The following is a 14,901-nucleotide window of genomic DNA, read 5'->3' as shown; positions in this document are numbered from 1 at the left end:
ATGGCGCCGCCACGGCATCGGCGCCCGGGTTTCTCCCGACGAGCGCAATATAGTCTGTTTGTTACTTACGTGCTGGCGATTGCCGGAGCGGTGGTGGCTGGCATATTGCTGCTCATCTCCATTGCCGATCCAACCGGATTTGCCGCGCTACGCGCAGGTGCCGCCGAAGTGACAGCGCCAGTGGCGCGGGGTTTTAACGCCGTGCGCCGCAGTATTGCCGGAATTGGCGACAATACCGCGGTCTATCTGGATGCCGCTTCACAAAATGCGGAGCTGAAGCGCCAGGTTGCCGCCAACCGCACTAAACTCATTCAAGCCGATGCATTGCGCGTTGAAAATCGCGAACTCAAGATTCTGCTTAATCTTAAGCAGGACGAAGCAGACAATGTTGTTGCTATTGGCAATCTCGTCAGCAGCACTGCTTCAAGCAGCCGGCGAATAGCGATCTTATCGGTCGGGAGCAGCGATGGCGTTGCCATCGGCTATCCGGTGCGGGCAGCGCGAGGCTTGATCGGCCGCGTTATCGAGACCAGCCCGAACACGGCGAAGATTTTGCTTTTGTCGGATGCCGAAAATGTGATCCCGGTCATTCGGGTCCCCGACGGCCTACCTGCCCTTGCAAGCGGAATGGGTGATGGCACGATCATGATTCGCCCGGTTGATCTGGGCGTGAACAATTTCAAGCGCGGCCAGATCGTTACCACGTCAGGCAGCGGCGGACTTTATCCGCCCAATATTCCTTTCGCCACCATCGTTCGTAAAACAAGCGATGGTGCGCTCGCACGCCCGATTGCCAGCCCTGCCTCAAGCGAGCATGTGATCGTCTTGAAACCCTATCAGCAAGCGGCCAAAAAGGTGCTCGATGCCACGCTGCAGGCATTGCCGAAAAGCGAAGCCGACGAATGAACCAGTTGCTTGCAACAGGGCGTAAGCTGTTGGGCCCGAGCCGCGAATATGAAAGCCGCATCGATCGCGAGCAGTCCCCCGCCCGCATGCTGCTTGTACCAATCCTCTCAGTGATGGCGGGTTCAATGGCAACGTCGACTTTGCCATTGGTCGCAGGCACGCCACTACTACCGCCCTTTGGTTTGCTTATCCTGCTTGCATGGCGGCTCATGCGACCCGGCATGTGGCCCGCGTGGATCGGTCTGCCGCTCGGGCTGGTCGACGATCTGTATAATGGTCAACCATTTGGCAGCTCGGCCTTCGTCTGGTCACTGTGCATGATCGCAATCGAGCTGCTCGACTTGCGCGGCGTCTGGCGCGATCATTTGCGGGACTGGCTAATCGCATCGGTGCTGATTATATTTGCGCTGCTTGCTGGGCTTGGCATCACCGAACTGGCCTATCAAGCGCCGGAGGTTTCCATCATCGTGCCGCAGATGTTCGTTTCGATCCTGTTTTACCCGCTTGCGGTAAGACTGTGCGCGCATCTCGATGGCTGGCGGCTGGCTACATGAACGACAAGCGCGGGCCGACAACCGGACAGCTGGAATTCACCTTTTCCCGCCGCGCGCTTTTCATCGGCGGTGTGCAAGCAGCAGTCGGAGCGGTGGTCGCCACCAGGATGGCCTATATCGCTGTCGCGGAGAATGAGAAATACAAGCTCGCGTCCGAAAGCAACCGCATCAACCTGACGCTCATCCCGCCGCGGCGCGGCTGGTTCATCGACCGGATTGGCAAACCGATTGCCACTAATCGCGCAGATTTTCGCGTCGACATCATACCAGACCGTCTGCAAAATCGGGAACAGACGCTGGGTACGCTGACCCAGTTACTGGACCTGAAGCAGGAAGATCTGGAACGGATCGAAAAGGAACTGAAAGAGGCACAAGGCTTCCAACCCGTACAGGTAGCAGCGGGCCTTGATTATGAGAGCTTCGCGCGGGTCAGTGTGCGCTTGCCGGACCTACCCGGCGTTAGTCCGAGACAAGGCTTTTCGCGCTTTTACCCCAGCGGGGCTGCAGTGGGCCATTTGCTCGGTTATGTTGGCACTGTGTCGGCCGAGGAATACCGGCTCGACAAGAACCCGCTGTTGATCACACCCGGATTCAAGGTCGGCAAGCAGGGCCTTGAAAAAACAATGGAAATGCGCCTGCGCGGCAAGCCCGGCGCCAAGCGGACGGAGGTGACCGCGCGTGGCAAGATCGTCCGTGAGCTTTCCACCCGTTCGGACACGCCCGGCAAGCCTGTCCAGCTGACCATCGATATCGACTTGCACAATTATGCCGCACGCCGCCTGGGCGTTGAATCAGGATCGGTCGTGGTAATCGACTGCTTGACTGGCGATATCCTAGCGTTGGTTTCGATGCCCTGCTTCGATCCTAACAGTTTTTCGGAAGGCATTGGGCGTCTTGAATGGAAGATGCTGAATTCCGACGATCGCATTCCCATGCTCAACAAGTCACTCCAAGGGCTCTACCCTCCGGGTTCGACCCTGAAGCCGATGGCAGCCCTGGCGTTCCAACAGCAGGGAATCGATCCGGAGGAGAAAGTTGTCTGCGGTGGCGGTTACCGCCTTGGCAACCGCGTCTTCAAATGCCTGGGCCGCCATGGCCCGATGGACATGCGCAGCGCGATCATGAAGAGCTGCAACACCTATTTCTACGCGATGGCAAACCGCGTGGGTTATGATGCGATTGCACCTGTTGCCAAGCAACTAGGCTTGGGACAGGAATTCCCCCTTCCCTTTCAGTCACAACGTTACGGCACCGTTCCGGACAGCGCGTGGAAACGGAAAAAATATGATCAGGAATGGAGCCGGTCGGACTCGCTCAACGCCGTAATTGGCCAAGGCTATGTCATCGCCAGCCCGTTTCAGCTCGCCGTGATGGCGGCGCGCATCGCGTCTGGCCGGATGCTAGAGCCTGAAATCCTGCTGAAGAACCGCGCCGCTGGCAAACATCTGCCGTTTCCCGAAGAACATTTGCAGGTCGCACGCGACGGAATGGACCTCGTCGTCAATGGTGCGGGAACGGCCGTACGAAGTCGGCTTGAAATCCCCGGTATAACCATGGGTGGCAAGACGGGAACCGCGCAGGTACGCGCAATCAAGGGCGGACAGCGAGGGCAAGGCGGGGCACGCCGGTTTCGCGACCACGGCCTGTTCGTTTGCTTCGCGCCCGTAGCACAACCGCGCTACGCTGCTGCAGTTGTCATCGAACATGGCATGGGTGGCGCGCGCGCCGCAGCGCCTGTTGCGAAGGACGTGCTGACCTTCCTCTACGACCGCGAAAAGGCGATGGCATCGCTAGAAGCGCTAGAAGCAGGCTGGGGCGGCGGCATCGATGAGCGCATGGCGCGCCAATATGCGGCATTCCAGGCTGGACAGGGCGTTCCGGTTGCCGAACGGAGCGAGATGTGAACGGTATCGTTCCCGCCCCCATTGCCGCTTTACCTTGGCGTGTCATCTTCGTGCTATTCGGGCTTGCGACCTTTGGAACCGCGGTGCTTTATTCGGCAGCAGGGGGGAGCTTCAGTCCATGGGCGGGTAATCATTTTCTCCGTTTTTGCGTGCTGATGACGATGGCCGTGGTAATGTCGCGCCTACCACTCGATTTTTGGAAAAAGATCACCTTTCCGCTCTACCTCGTGCTTTTGCTGATGCTGGTTGCGGTGGAATTGATTGGCTTTGCCGGTGGTGGCAGCCAGCGATGGATCAATCTGGGTGTCATCACTTTCCAGCCGTCCGAGTTGATGAAGCCGACAGTGGTGCTGGTTACCGCCTGGTTTTTCGATCGCCTGCCACCGTCCAAAATCACCGGCTGGGACGCAATCTGGCCGGTTGCGATCATGCTGGTCGTCCCCAGCATTCTCGTCATCATCCAGCCCGATTTCGATGCGGCATTAGCCTATATTTTCTGCGCGGCAGTGGTCGGCTTTCTCGCGGGCTGGCCATTAATCTATTTCATCGGCGGCGGCGTTGCAGTCGCGATACTTGCTCCTCTGGTGTTTTTCTTCGGACTGCGGCCATATCAACAGGACCGCGTTCTCATCTTCCTCAATCCAGAAAATGATCCGCTGGGCGCTGGCTATCATATCACCCAGTCAAAGATCGCGATTGGATCGGGCGGGATATTTGGAAAGGGTTTCGGAAACGGCACGCAAAGCCATCTCGACTATTTGCCCGAAGGCCATACCGACTTCATCTTTGCGACGATGGCGGAGGAATGGGGGCTATTAGGCGGCCTCATCATTATCGGATTGTATGTACTGCTAATGCGTTGGGGCCTAAAGGTCGCGATGGAAAGTACCAATCGCTATGGCCAGCTGGTTGCTGGCGGCCTCACTTGCACCATCTTCTTCTACATCATGATCAACCTGCTTATGGTCGTCGGCTTCGCTCCGGTCGCGGGGCTTCCCCTGCCCTTTGTCAGCCATGGTGGCTCCTCAATGCTGACGATGATGATCTGCGTCGGTATCATCATGTCGATCGAACGGCACCCGGGAAGAAAGGCCTTCAGCTGAGGCCAACATTTGGTCGCAGCAAGGCTTGACAATCATCCCGAATCCCGCCAAAGGCGCCGCTCCAAACCGGTGCGTAGGGATCTGCCCCGCACCTGAAATGGGGACGCTTAGCTCAGTTGGTAGAGCAGCTGACTCTTAATCAGCGGGTCGTGGGTTCGAACCCCTCAGCGTCTACCATTTCCACCATTTTCGGAAATCGCGAACGAAGGATAGCAGCCGCTACCCTTCTGCTGGCTTGCGCGCGAACAGGCCGAAACCTGCGATGATTGCGTAGCACAAGGCCGGCAAGATTAGAGCGGTGGCGAGGCTGCCAGTCGCATCAGCAATAACGCCTGTGATGAGCGGGATGACCGCGCCACCGAAGATGGCGATGTTGATGATGCCCGAACCATCCGCTGCGCGGGCACCCAACTTCTCGCAGGCGAGCGTGAAGATGGTCGGGAACATGATCGAATTCATCAGGCCGATCGCAAGCAGCGAATAGCCAGATACTGCACCGGTCGTGCTCGTCGAGACGAGGATCAACGTGATCGCTCCGGCCGATACGGTCGCGAGAACAAGACCCGGGCTAACAACGCGCAATATGGCCGAACCGATGAAGCGACCAATCATCGCACCACCCCAGTAAAGACCGATCAGCTTGCCAGCGGCCTGTTCTTCCAGGCCTAGGACATGCGCCTGCATCAGATAGTTGACGATCAGCGAGCCGATGGCGACTTCAGCGCCGACATAGAGGAAGATGCACGCCGCACCATAGCCGAAGCGCGGACGCTTGAGCAGCTGGAAGCCGCCTAGCAGACTGCTCGGTTCGTGCTTTTCACCCTGCAATTTGTTGCGGAACATCCAGACCACGCCGGCCACGATTGCAAGCGCTACGGCCAGACCGAGATAGCCATTGACGATCGCCTGTGTTTCCGCCGTGCGATAGGCATCAAGCTCAGCGCCTGAAAGCTGGTCAGCGCTGACCGAGGCCAAGCTACCGAGAATCAGGATGGCGCCAAAATAAGGGAAAACCGTGGTACCAAGCGAATTGAACGCCTGCGCAAAGGTCAGGCGGCTATGCGCCGTCTCTGCCTTGCCAAGCAGGCTGATCAACGGGTTGGAAACCACCTGCACAATCACCACACCGCTCGCGAGGACGAACAGCGCGAAAAGAAAAACACCATAGGTGGCGGTTTGGCTCGCCGGGATGAACAGCAAACAGCCCGTCATCATTGTCAGCAATCCGGCAACCGCACCGCGCATATAGCCAATGCGCTTGACCAGCGCCGCACCGGGAAGACCGATCACCAGATAGGCAGTGAAGAAGCAGAACTGCACCAGCATCGCCTGCGTGTAATTGAGCGTGAACAGCTCCTTCAGCTTCGGAATGATCACATCGTTGAGCGAGGTGATGCCCCCAAAGATGAAGAACAGCGCCATCACGAACAGGCGCAGCTCGGGCGCATCGATGTGCTGGCCCTCGCTTTCGACCGGATTGCTGTCGCTGCTGCTCGCTGCTTGCGGCGCTAATGCCATAGTCCCTCTCCACTATATATTTGTTCTAGTGAACGTTCATATTGCGCATAACGGGCTGCGTCACCGTGTTTTCGTATGCATCCCGCATTTCGCGCAAGTTTGTGCCAATCGCGATTTACGCTGGCCTATATCGCGCGACAGATTTATCGACCGAACATACCATGTCAGACATTGCTGCCCTGCCCGACCTACTCGAAAGATGCCGCGAAATTTGTGCGCAGCATGGCAATCGTCCGGATGCTTTGATCGAGATATTGCACGCAGTCCAGGCCGAGCGTGGCTATTTGGCTGACGATGCCCTCAAGGGCATCGCCCAAGCGCTCAATATCTCGCGCGCCGAAATTTACGGCGTCGTCACCTTCTATCACGATTTCAGGCGGGAACCGCCACCCCGGCATGTCGTCAAGCTATGCCGTGCAGAAGCGTGTCAGGCAGTGGGGTCTGATGAACTAGCACGACATGCGGAGGCGCGACTGGCCGACAGCGCGTCCATAGGCGTCGAAGCGGTATATTGTCTCGGCAACTGTGCCCTCGGCCCTGCGGCGCTGGTTGACGGAAAATTGAAGGCGCGGCTGACTGCTGCATCCCTCGATGTCATCTTTGCGGATCTGGAACGGCAGGCATGAGCGCCATTCGCATCTTCGTGCCCATCGATGCGGCGGCGCAATCGGTTGGCGCAAATGAGGTTGCGGCCGCGATTGCGATGGAAGCAAGTAAACGTGGTATCGATATCGAACTGGTGCGCAACGGATCGCGCGGGATGTTGTGGCTTGAACCACTGGTCGAAGTGGAAACGGACGCTGGCCGTTTGGCCTATGGCCCGGTCAGCGCAGAGGATGTGCCATCATTATTCGATGCCAGTTTCCACTCAGGGGGCGAACATCGCCTTGGCCATGGCCTCACAGAATCCATTCCCTATTTCGCAAAACAAGAACGGCTGAGTTTCGCCCGCTGCGGCGTAATCGATCCGCTGAACCTTGCCGATTATGAAGCGCATGGCGGGCTTGCGGGATTGCGGCGGGCGCTGACAATGGTACCGCGAGACGTTGTCGCCGAAATATCCGAATCCGGTCTGCGCGGTCGCGGCGGTGCGGGCTTCCCGACCGGTATCAAATGGAAGACCGCATTGGAGCAACCGGCGGGGCAAAGATATGTCTGCGCCAATGCCGACGAGGGCGACAGCGGCACTTTTGCCGACCGGATGCTGATGGAGGGCGATCCCTTTGCCCTGATTGAAGGCATGGCAATCGCCGGTCACGCCATTGGCGCGGACATCGGCTATATCTATATCCGCTCGGAATATCCGCACGCCATCGCAACAATGCGCCACGCCACCGAGATTTGGCATGCGGCCGGACTTTCCGATTTTCGCGTTGAAATCCGAGTGGGCGGCGGGGCCTATATTTGCGGCGAGGAATCCTCGATGCTCGAAAGCATTGAGGGCAAGCGTGGACAGGTGCGTGCAAAGCCCCCTATCCCTGCAATTTCAGGGCTGTTCGGCAAACCCACTGCGGTCAACAATGTCCTCACGCTGGCAGCGGTCTGCGACATATTGGCAAAGGGCGCGGCGTATTACCGGGACTTCGGCATGGGCCGCTCGCGCGGGACACAGGCGTTCCAACTTGCGGGTGATGTGGCGCGCGGCGGGCTGGTCGAAAAGGCTTTTGGTGTGACGCTGCGCGAGCTGGTGGAAGATTTTGGCGGAGGTACTCGTTCGGGCAAACCGCTGCGCGCGGTACAGGCCGGTGGGCCATTGGGGGCTTATATCCCCGCAACCGCCCTTGATGTTGAAATGGATTATGAAGCACTGGCGGCGACAGGCGCCATGTTGGGCCATGGCGGCATCGTGCTGTTCAACGATAGCGTCGATATGGCGAAACAGGCACGTTTCGCTTTTGAATTTTGCGCCATCGAATCCTGCGGAAAATGCACACCGTGCCGCATCGGCGCAGTGCGCGGTAAGGAAGTGATGGACAAGGTGATTGCAGGCGAAGATCGCACAAGCAATCTAGCGCTGGTCGAGGATTTGTGCGAAATTATGACCGATGGCTCGCTCTGCGCGATGGGCGGGCTGACCCCGATGCCGGTGCTGAGCGCGCTGCGGCATTTCCCCGAAGATTTCGGGCGGGAATAGAGGAGAGAGGCGTTGGCGATCCTCAAGGAAAAGGATTTCGGTACACCCGCTGCCACCTCTGAGCAGATGGTTCAGATCGAGATTGATGGCTTCCCGGTAAGCGTTCCCGAAGGCACATCCATCATGCGGGCAGCCAATAGCCTCGACCTGCCTATCCCCAAATTATGCGCGACCGACAGCTTGAAAGCGTTCGGTTCGTGCCGCCTCTGTTTGGTCGAAGTCGAAGGACGTAAGGGCACGCCTGCATCCTGCACCACGCTTGCCGAGGAAGGCATGAAGGTTCGCACGCAGAGCGACCGGTTGGCCAAGCTCCGCAAGGGTGTGATGGAGCTATACATCTCCGACCATCCGCTCGACTGCCTGACGTGCAGCGACAATGGCGACTGCGAACTGCAGGATATGGCCGGTGCAGTGGGCCTGCGGGAAGTCCGTTACGGGTATGAGGGTGAGAACCACACCCAGTCCGAAAAGGACGAGAGCAACCCCTATTTCACTTACGACATGTCCAAATGCATCGTCTGCTCCCGCTGCGTGCGGGCATGTGACGAGGTGCAGGGCACGCTTGCGCTGACCATCGAGGGGCGAGGTTTTGACTCGCGGGTCGCCGTATCACTTGGCGAGAATTTCTTCGACAGCGAATGCGTATCTTGCGGGGCTTGCGTGCAGGCCTGCCCGACCGCGACGTTGCAGGAAAAAAGCGTCATCGAAATGGGCGTGCCCGACCGGACGGTGCTGACCACATGTGCCTATTGCGGGGTCGGCTGTTCGTTCAAGGCAGAGCTGAAGGGCGATCAGGTCGTCCGCATGGTGCCCTATAAGGATGGCAAAGCCAATCATGGACATAGCTGTGTCAAGGGTCGCTTTGCCTTTGGCTATGCCACCCACCCCGACCGCATCACGAAGCCGATGATCCGTGAGGCAATCACCGATCCCTGGCGCGAGGTAAGCTGGGAAGAAGCCATTGGATTTGCGGCCGATCGGCTGAAGGCGGCACAAGCAAAATATGGCCGCAAAGCCATCGGCGCGATCACTTCATCGCGCTGCACCGCAGAGGAAATCTGGGTGGTGCAGAAACTGGTGCGCACCGCCTTTGCCAACAACAACGTCGATACCTGCGCGCGCGTTTGCCACTCGCCCACCGGCTATGGCCTGAAACAGACTTATGGCACCTCGGCAGGCACGCAGGATTTTGACAGCGTGATGGAGGCCGATGTCATTCTGGTCATCGGCGCGAACCCCACCGATGCTCATCCGGTCTTTGCCTCGCAGATGAAGCGTCGCTTGCGTCAGGGTGCGAAGCTGATCGTTGCCGACCCGCGTTCTATCGACCTTGTCCGCTCGCCGCATATCGAGGCAGCGTATCACCTTCCGCTGCTGCCCGGCACCAATGTCGCGCTGATCAACGCAATCGCGAATGTGATCGCAACCGAAGGCTTGCTCGATGAGGCGTTCATCAAGGAACGGTGCGACCTGCCTTCGTTCGGCGAATGGATCGATTTCATCCGTGGCGATGAAAATTCACCCGAAATTGTGGCACCCATAACCGGTGTTCCGGCCGAAGACATCCGCGCGGCTGCCCGACTTTATGCGACTGGTGGAAATGCCGCGATCTATTATGGCTTGGGCGTCACCGAGCATAGCCAAGGATCAACCATGGTGATGGGAATGGCGAACCTTGCCATGGCGACCGGCAATATCGGCCGGCGCGGTGTGGGCGTGAATCCGTTGCGCGGCCAGAATAATGTGCAGGGTTCGTGCGATATGGGCAGCTTCCCGCACGAACTGCCCGACTATCGCCCGGTCAGCGACGATGCCGTTCGCAAGGTGTTTGAGGATGCCTGGGGCGTGTCGATGGATGCCGAACCCGGCTATCGCATCCCCAACATGTTTGATGAGGCCTGCGCAGGCACCTATAAAGGCATGTACATCCAGGGAGAGGACGTCGCTCAATCCGACCCCAATACCAAGCATGTCGAAGCGGCGCTTTCGGCGCTCGATATCCTGATCGTGCAGGACCTTTTCCTGAACGAAACCGCGCGGTTCGCGCATGTCTTCCTGCCCGGCACCTCCTTCCTTGAAAAGGATGGTACCTTCATCAACGCCGAACGTCGTGTGAACCGCGTGCGCCCGGCAATGAAGGAAAAAACCGGCAAGGCCGAATGGCAGGTGACGCAGGAACTGGCGCAGGCGCTCGGCTATCCGATGCATTATGTCAATGCAGCGCAGATCATGGACGAAATTGCCCAGCTCGCCCCTTCCTTCGCCAATATCTCGTTCGAGATGCTGGATAAGGTCGGGTCAGTTCAATGGCCGTGCAACGATGCCGCGCCCGATGGCACTCCGATCATGCATGTCGATGGTTTCGTGCGCGGCAAGGGCCAGTTTGTCACCACCGAATATGTACCGACCGAGGAAATGACTAACCGCAAATTCCCGCTGATCCTGACAACAGGCCGCATCCTCAGCCAGTATAATGTCGGCGCCCAAACGCGGCGCACACACAATGTCGATTGGTGGGAGGAAGACGTCCTCGAAATCCATCCGTCCGACGCCGAAATGCGCGGCGTGCGCGAAGGGCAATGGGTATCGGTGCGTTCGCGCAAGGGCGAAACTGTGGTGCGAGCAAAGCTGTCCGATCGGATGCAGCCGGGGGTGGTCTACACCACCTTCCACCATCCGGAGACAGGGGCGAATGTTATCACCACCGAGCTGTCCGATTGGGCAACCAGTTGCCCGGAATATAAGGTCACCGCTGTAGAAGTTACACCCGCCAACCATAAATCCGAATGGCAACAGGACTATGCCGCGCACGCCGACGAAATGCGGCGGATCGCACGGGTTCCGGCGGAATAGTGTTTCCTGTCAGCGTCACAGGCACGCCGCCCGCAACCGAACATGATGTCGGCCTGAGCAATGGCACACATTGGTCAGTACCCGAGGAAACGCCTATCGCCTTCGTTTTTGGGGGTACCAATTATGCAGTGATGCTGGCGACCCCCGCAGACCTGACAGACTTTGCCGTCGGCTTTTCCCTGACGGAGGGCATCATCGACACCCCTGAGGATGTCATAGCACTCGATATCCACCACTTGGCCCAAGGCGGCGACCTGCGCTTGCGCCTGAATGAGCGGTGCCAGCAACGGCTGGACTTGCGTCAGCGCCGCCGCACACTTCCGGGCAACGCCGGATGCGGCCTTTGCGGAATCGAGAATGCAGAGGAGTTTTTCCAGCCGCTGAAACCGGTTTCAGCTACGTTGGTGCAACTCAAAGAAGCAGCTGTCGAACGCGCATTTAATGAACTCCCCGCGCACCAGCCACTGAACGCCGCCACACGCACCGTGCACGCCGCCGCATGGGCCGATCTTGAAGGCAACATTCTACTCGCACGCGAAGATGTCGGACGGCACAATGCGCTCGATAAATTGCTGGGCTCACTAGCGCTGCAAAAGGCCAATTTCAGTTCAGGCTTTGTCGTCATGTCGAGCCGTTGCTCTTATGAAATTGTGCAGAAGGCGGCGCGCGTGGGCATCACTGCCATTGCATGCCTTTCCGCGCCGACGGCCTTTGCGATTCGCAAAGCGCGCGAAGCGAAGATCGCCATTCATGTTCGTCACGGCAGCGAAGCAGCCAATATTTCCTAGCAGGAACGACCATTCGCACATCGGTATTGCAATCGATTGCAAATATGCATAGGCTTGACATGAGAGAGAGGGACTATCCGTGACAGCCATGCAAAAACCGCACCTTTCGGTTGCCCAAATCCTGCAGATGAATCTGGGTTTTTTGGGGCTGCAATTCAGCTTTGGCTTACAGCAAGCCAATATGTCACCCATCTGGGGCTATCTGGGTGCCGAGGAGTCTAACTTTGCCTGGCTGGGTATAGCGGGACCGCTGACCGGCCTGATCGTCCAACCGATCATCGGCTCGATGAGCGACCGCACCAGTTCGCGCTGGGGGCGGCGCACGCCCTATTTCCTGATCGGCGCGGTGATGTGCTGCATCGGCCTGTTCTTCATGCCGCTGTCGGCAAGCATATTGATGGCCTTCTCGCTGCTCTTCCTGCTCGACGTAGGCAACAATGTGACGATGGAGCCTTATCGCGCCTATGTGAATGACCGGCTGAACGCCGACCAGCGCAGTTTCGGCTTTCTCAGCCAGAGCGCCTTTACCGGCTTGGCGCAATGTCTTGCCTATCTGAGCCCCACGATCCTGGTGTTTATCTTCGGCCTCAGCCGGGATGCGACGTCGGAGGGCAATATCCCGACCTTCACTCTGGTGTCTTTCTGGATTGGGGCTGCACTATCGATCGGGACAATCCTTTGGTCGATCCTGCGCGTGCCCGAACTGCCGTTGTCCAAAGTCGAAAGCGAACGCATCGCTGCGCTTCCCAAAACCATGAGCGCGACATTGCGTGAAATTTGGGATGCGATCCGCGAAATGCCCAATGCAATGCGCGCCATGGCGGTGATGAGCCTGTTCCAATGGTATGCGATGTCGGGCTATTGGGGCTATGTCACCAATTCGATCTCGCGTTCGGTCTATGACACGGCGGACGCAAGCACGGCGGCCTATCGCGAAGCTGTGCTGACCAACGGACAGGTCGGCGCTTTCTTCAACCTGATCGCCTTTGTCTCGGCCCTTGCAATGGCCCCGCTCGCGCGCAAGGTCGGTGCTGGCCGGCTCCACGCAGTGTGCCTGACACTGGCTGGCATCGCTATGCTGTCCATGCCGCATATCGGCGACAAACCTCTGCTGTTCGTGGCGGCCATCGGCATTGGACTTGGCTGGGGCAGCATCATGGGCAATCCCTATATCATCCTCGCCGACACTATCCCGCCCGAGCGGACCGGGGTCTATATGGGCATCTTCAACATGTTCATTTGCGTGCCCATGCTGATCTTTGCAGGTACGATGACCTTTGCTTACGAACCGCTGCTCGGCGGTGACGCGCGCAACGTCCTGATCGTCTCGGGCGTCTGCATGCTGTTGGCAGCGATCGCGGTTTACCGCATCAAGGAAGGCCGCGCGCACCCTACCCATTTGGCGTGAAATTTGCCCCATTGAGGCAATGACAGCCCTTTAATGCAATCGATTGTTGTAATCCGGAAACAGTGCGATTATGGCAATCGCGAAGACACCGGGAGTGGATAAATTGCAAGTTTCTCTGGCAGACATTTCGACGTCGCATTGGTGCGCCCGACATGTCGCAGCAATTGCGGATTTTAGCGATCAGACAATTCCGCAAGCGTCTGCAGACCTCGCCAGGACGCTGCTCGATGGCTTGTATCTATGGGATATGTGGCCGCTGCAGCTTCCCGATGGCAGCACAGCCAGGCGTGATGGCTGGACCATCTGGTTCATCCTGTCCTCGCCTGCCATTCCCGACCCGGATTTGCGCCACGGGCTTGCACGCATCCGCCTCGTCATCGAAAAGGATGGAGAGTGGCGCGATTGTGGCAACGCACTTCCCGACGGCCATAATCCGGGCAGCCGAGAATGGGCCGGCACGTCAGTGCTTGATCCCGAAACCGGAATTGTCACTTTGTTCTACACTGTCGCCGGCTATCCCGGCGAAGACCCGATCACATTCGCGCAACGCCTGTTTCAAACAAGCGGCACATTGAAGTTTGCGGACGGTTGCGCGTCAATCATAGGCTGGAGCGCACCAACGGAATCCGTTGAGTCTGACGGGCGTCACTATATGATCGTCAATCAGCGGGAAGGCGTCCCTGGCTTCATTAAAGGCTTTCGCGATCCAGCCCACTTTCGCGATCCTGAAACGGAGCGCGATTACCTGCTCTTCACCGGCTCTATCCCGAACGCCAGCAGCGACTGGAATGGCTGCATCGGCATTGCCGAAGCAACAGGTGCAGGATTTTCGGGATGGCGGCTGCTGCCGCCGTTGATCGCTGCCGATGGTTTGAACAATGAACAGGAACGCCCGCATGTGGTTACGCGGAACGGTCTCTACTACCTCTTCTGGTCGACTCAACGGAAGGTTTTCGAACCGAACGGTCCCAACGGCCCGAACGGGCTTTATGGCATGGTCGCACCTAGCTTGTTCGGCCCTTACGAACCGCTGAACGGTACCGGCCTCGTCGCCGCAAACCCGGACAATGAGCCGTTCCAATATTATAGCTGGTGGGTGATGGGCGATTTGCAGGTCGCGAGCTTCGTCGATCTGATTGGCGTCGGCACCGGCCCCATAGTCGACGATGCCGCTTGGCGCCGTGCACATTTTGGCGGCGTCCCTGCTCCACGCTTCCGCATTTGCCTTGACGGGAACCGCGCTTGGGTCGACCAAGGCTGACTATGGCAGCCTATGGATTGATCGAAGCTGGCGGAACCAAGTTCGTACTGGGCATTGCCGATGCTGCTCGGAATATTCGTGCGACGCACCGCATCCCAACGACCACGCCTGATGAAACGATCGGTGCAGCTGTTGACTGGTTCAAGACGCAGGGTGAACAACTGACCGCTATCGGGATTGGCTCGTTCGGCCCACTCCAATTAGACAAGTCAGCGAGCAACTGGGGCCACATCACCCGCACGCCCAAACCGGATTGGAGCAACACTGATCTGGTAACGCCTTTGACTGAAGCGTTTGCGTGCCCTGTTGGCATAGAAACCGATGTCAACGCGGCTGCCTTGGCAGAGGCCCAATGGGGCGCAGGTGCCAATTGCCGCTCGCTACTCTATCTTACTATCGGGACAGGTATCGGCGGCGGTTTCGTGAGCCGCGGCCAGTTGCTACAAGGATTGTCGCACCCCGAAATGGGCCA

The 14,901-nt window shown here is 58.3% G+C and carries 12 protein-coding genes and 1 tRNA gene; 12 read left to right on the top strand and 1 reads right to left on the bottom strand.

Annotated features, from left to right (window positions below):
• The 5 genes from mreC (at nucleotide 1) to Q0239_RS03025 (ending at nucleotide 4,644) form a co-directional block, all read left to right on the top strand.
• A complete protein-coding gene (gene mreC, locus Q0239_RS03045; protein WP_298598187.1) occupies nucleotides 1-906 on the top strand; it encodes a rod shape-determining protein MreC in 906 nt (301 codons plus the stop codon).
• Nucleotides 903-1,460 carry a rod shape-determining protein MreD gene (mreD, locus tag Q0239_RS03040; RefSeq protein ID WP_298598184.1) on the top strand — a complete coding sequence of 186 codons (558 nt, stop codon included), beginning with the start codon at nucleotides 903-905 and terminating at the stop codon, nucleotides 1,458-1,460. Before mreC ends, mreD begins: the two co-directional genes overlap by 4 nt.
• Nucleotides 1,457-3,364 carry a penicillin-binding protein 2 gene (mrdA, locus tag Q0239_RS03035; RefSeq protein ID WP_298598180.1) on the top strand — a complete coding sequence of 636 codons (1,908 nt, stop codon included), beginning with the start codon at nucleotides 1,457-1,459 and terminating at the stop codon, nucleotides 3,362-3,364. The genes mreD and mrdA overlap by 4 nt, the downstream gene beginning before the upstream one ends.
• Nucleotides 3,361-4,467 (top strand): rod shape-determining protein RodA, encoded by a 1,107-nt coding sequence (gene rodA / locus Q0239_RS03030; RefSeq protein WP_298598177.1) that lies wholly within the window; start codon nucleotides 3,361-3,363, stop codon nucleotides 4,465-4,467. The genes mrdA and rodA overlap by 4 nt, the downstream gene beginning before the upstream one ends.
• A 101-nt stretch (nucleotides 4,468-4,568) precedes the next feature.
• Nucleotides 4,569-4,644, top strand: a tRNA-Lys gene (locus Q0239_RS03025).
• Between the two features lie 42 nt (nucleotides 4,645-4,686).
• On the opposite strand, the gene Q0239_RS03020 is transcribed toward Q0239_RS03025, so the two are convergent.
• Nucleotides 4,687-5,985, bottom strand: a complete 1,299-nt coding sequence (locus Q0239_RS03020) for a sugar MFS transporter (RefSeq protein WP_298598175.1) — start codon at nucleotides 5,983-5,985, stop codon at nucleotides 4,687-4,689.
• A 161-nt stretch (nucleotides 5,986-6,146) separates the two neighbouring features.
• Between Q0239_RS03020 and Q0239_RS03015 the strand changes: the two genes are divergently transcribed.
• The 7 genes from Q0239_RS03015 to Q0239_RS02985 form a co-directional block, all read left to right on the top strand.
• Nucleotides 6,147-6,611: an NAD(P)H-dependent oxidoreductase subunit E gene (locus Q0239_RS03015; RefSeq protein WP_298598171.1), complete on the top strand. Its 465-nt coding sequence runs from the start codon at nucleotides 6,147-6,149 to the stop codon at nucleotides 6,609-6,611.
• On the top strand, nucleotides 6,608-8,119 hold the full coding sequence (locus Q0239_RS03010) for an NADH-quinone oxidoreductase subunit NuoF (protein WP_298598168.1): 1,512 nt from the start codon (nucleotides 6,608-6,610) through the stop codon (nucleotides 8,117-8,119). Before Q0239_RS03015 ends, Q0239_RS03010 begins: the two co-directional genes overlap by 4 nt.
• 12 nt (nucleotides 8,120-8,131) lie before the next feature.
• Nucleotides 8,132-10,972, top strand: a complete 2,841-nt coding sequence (gene fdhF / locus Q0239_RS03005; protein ID WP_298598166.1) for a formate dehydrogenase subunit alpha — start codon at nucleotides 8,132-8,134, stop codon at nucleotides 10,970-10,972.
• Nucleotides 10,972-11,760: a formate dehydrogenase accessory sulfurtransferase FdhD gene (gene fdhD, locus Q0239_RS03000; RefSeq protein WP_298598163.1), complete on the top strand. Its 789-nt coding sequence runs from the start codon at nucleotides 10,972-10,974 to the stop codon at nucleotides 11,758-11,760. The genes fdhF and fdhD overlap by 1 nt, the downstream gene beginning before the upstream one ends.
• Nucleotides 11,761-11,848: 88 nt before the next feature.
• Complete coding sequence (locus tag Q0239_RS02995) at nucleotides 11,849-13,168, top strand: MFS transporter (RefSeq protein WP_298598159.1); 1,320 nt, start codon at nucleotides 11,849-11,851, stop codon at nucleotides 13,166-13,168.
• A 103-nt stretch (nucleotides 13,169-13,271) separates the two neighbouring features.
• The gene (locus tag Q0239_RS02990) at nucleotides 13,272-14,429 is read left to right on the top strand and encodes a glycoside hydrolase family 68 protein (protein WP_298598155.1); all 1,158 of its coding nucleotides are present in this window, start codon (nucleotides 13,272-13,274) and stop codon (nucleotides 14,427-14,429) included.
• 2 nt (nucleotides 14,430-14,431) lie between these two features.
• Nucleotides 14,432-14,901: ROK family protein (locus Q0239_RS02985; RefSeq protein WP_298598152.1), on the top strand; the 470-nt coding region annotated here is incomplete at its 3' end.

Source organism: uncultured Sphingorhabdus sp., assembly GCF_937872355.1.
Lineage (GTDB): Bacteria > Pseudomonadota > Alphaproteobacteria > Sphingomonadales > Sphingomonadaceae > Sphingorhabdus_B.
This window is presented reverse-complemented; position numbering and strand designations above follow the sequence as displayed.

Excerpts from the sequence above, each read along its gene's own strand:
- mreC (WP_298598187.1), top strand. The coding sequence starts at position 1 with ATGGCGCCGCCACGGCATCGGCGCCCGGGTTTCTCCCGACGAGCGCAA.
- mreD (WP_298598184.1), top strand. The coding sequence starts at position 903 with ATGAACCAGTTGCTTGCAACAGGGCGTAAGCTGTTGGGCCCGAGCCGC.
- mrdA (WP_298598180.1), top strand. The coding sequence starts at position 1,457 with ATGAACGACAAGCGCGGGCCGACAACCGGACAGCTGGAATTCACCTTT.
- Q0239_RS03020 (WP_298598175.1), bottom strand. The coding sequence starts at position 5,985 with ATGGCATTAGCGCCGCAAGCAGCGAGCAGCAGCGACAGCAATCCGGTC.
- Q0239_RS03015 (WP_298598171.1), top strand. The coding sequence starts at position 6,147 with ATGTCAGACATTGCTGCCCTGCCCGACCTACTCGAAAGATGCCGCGAA.
- Q0239_RS03010 (WP_298598168.1), top strand. The coding sequence starts at position 6,608 with ATGAGCGCCATTCGCATCTTCGTGCCCATCGATGCGGCGGCGCAATCG.
- Q0239_RS02995 (WP_298598159.1), top strand. The coding sequence starts at position 11,849 with ATGCAAAAACCGCACCTTTCGGTTGCCCAAATCCTGCAGATGAATCTG.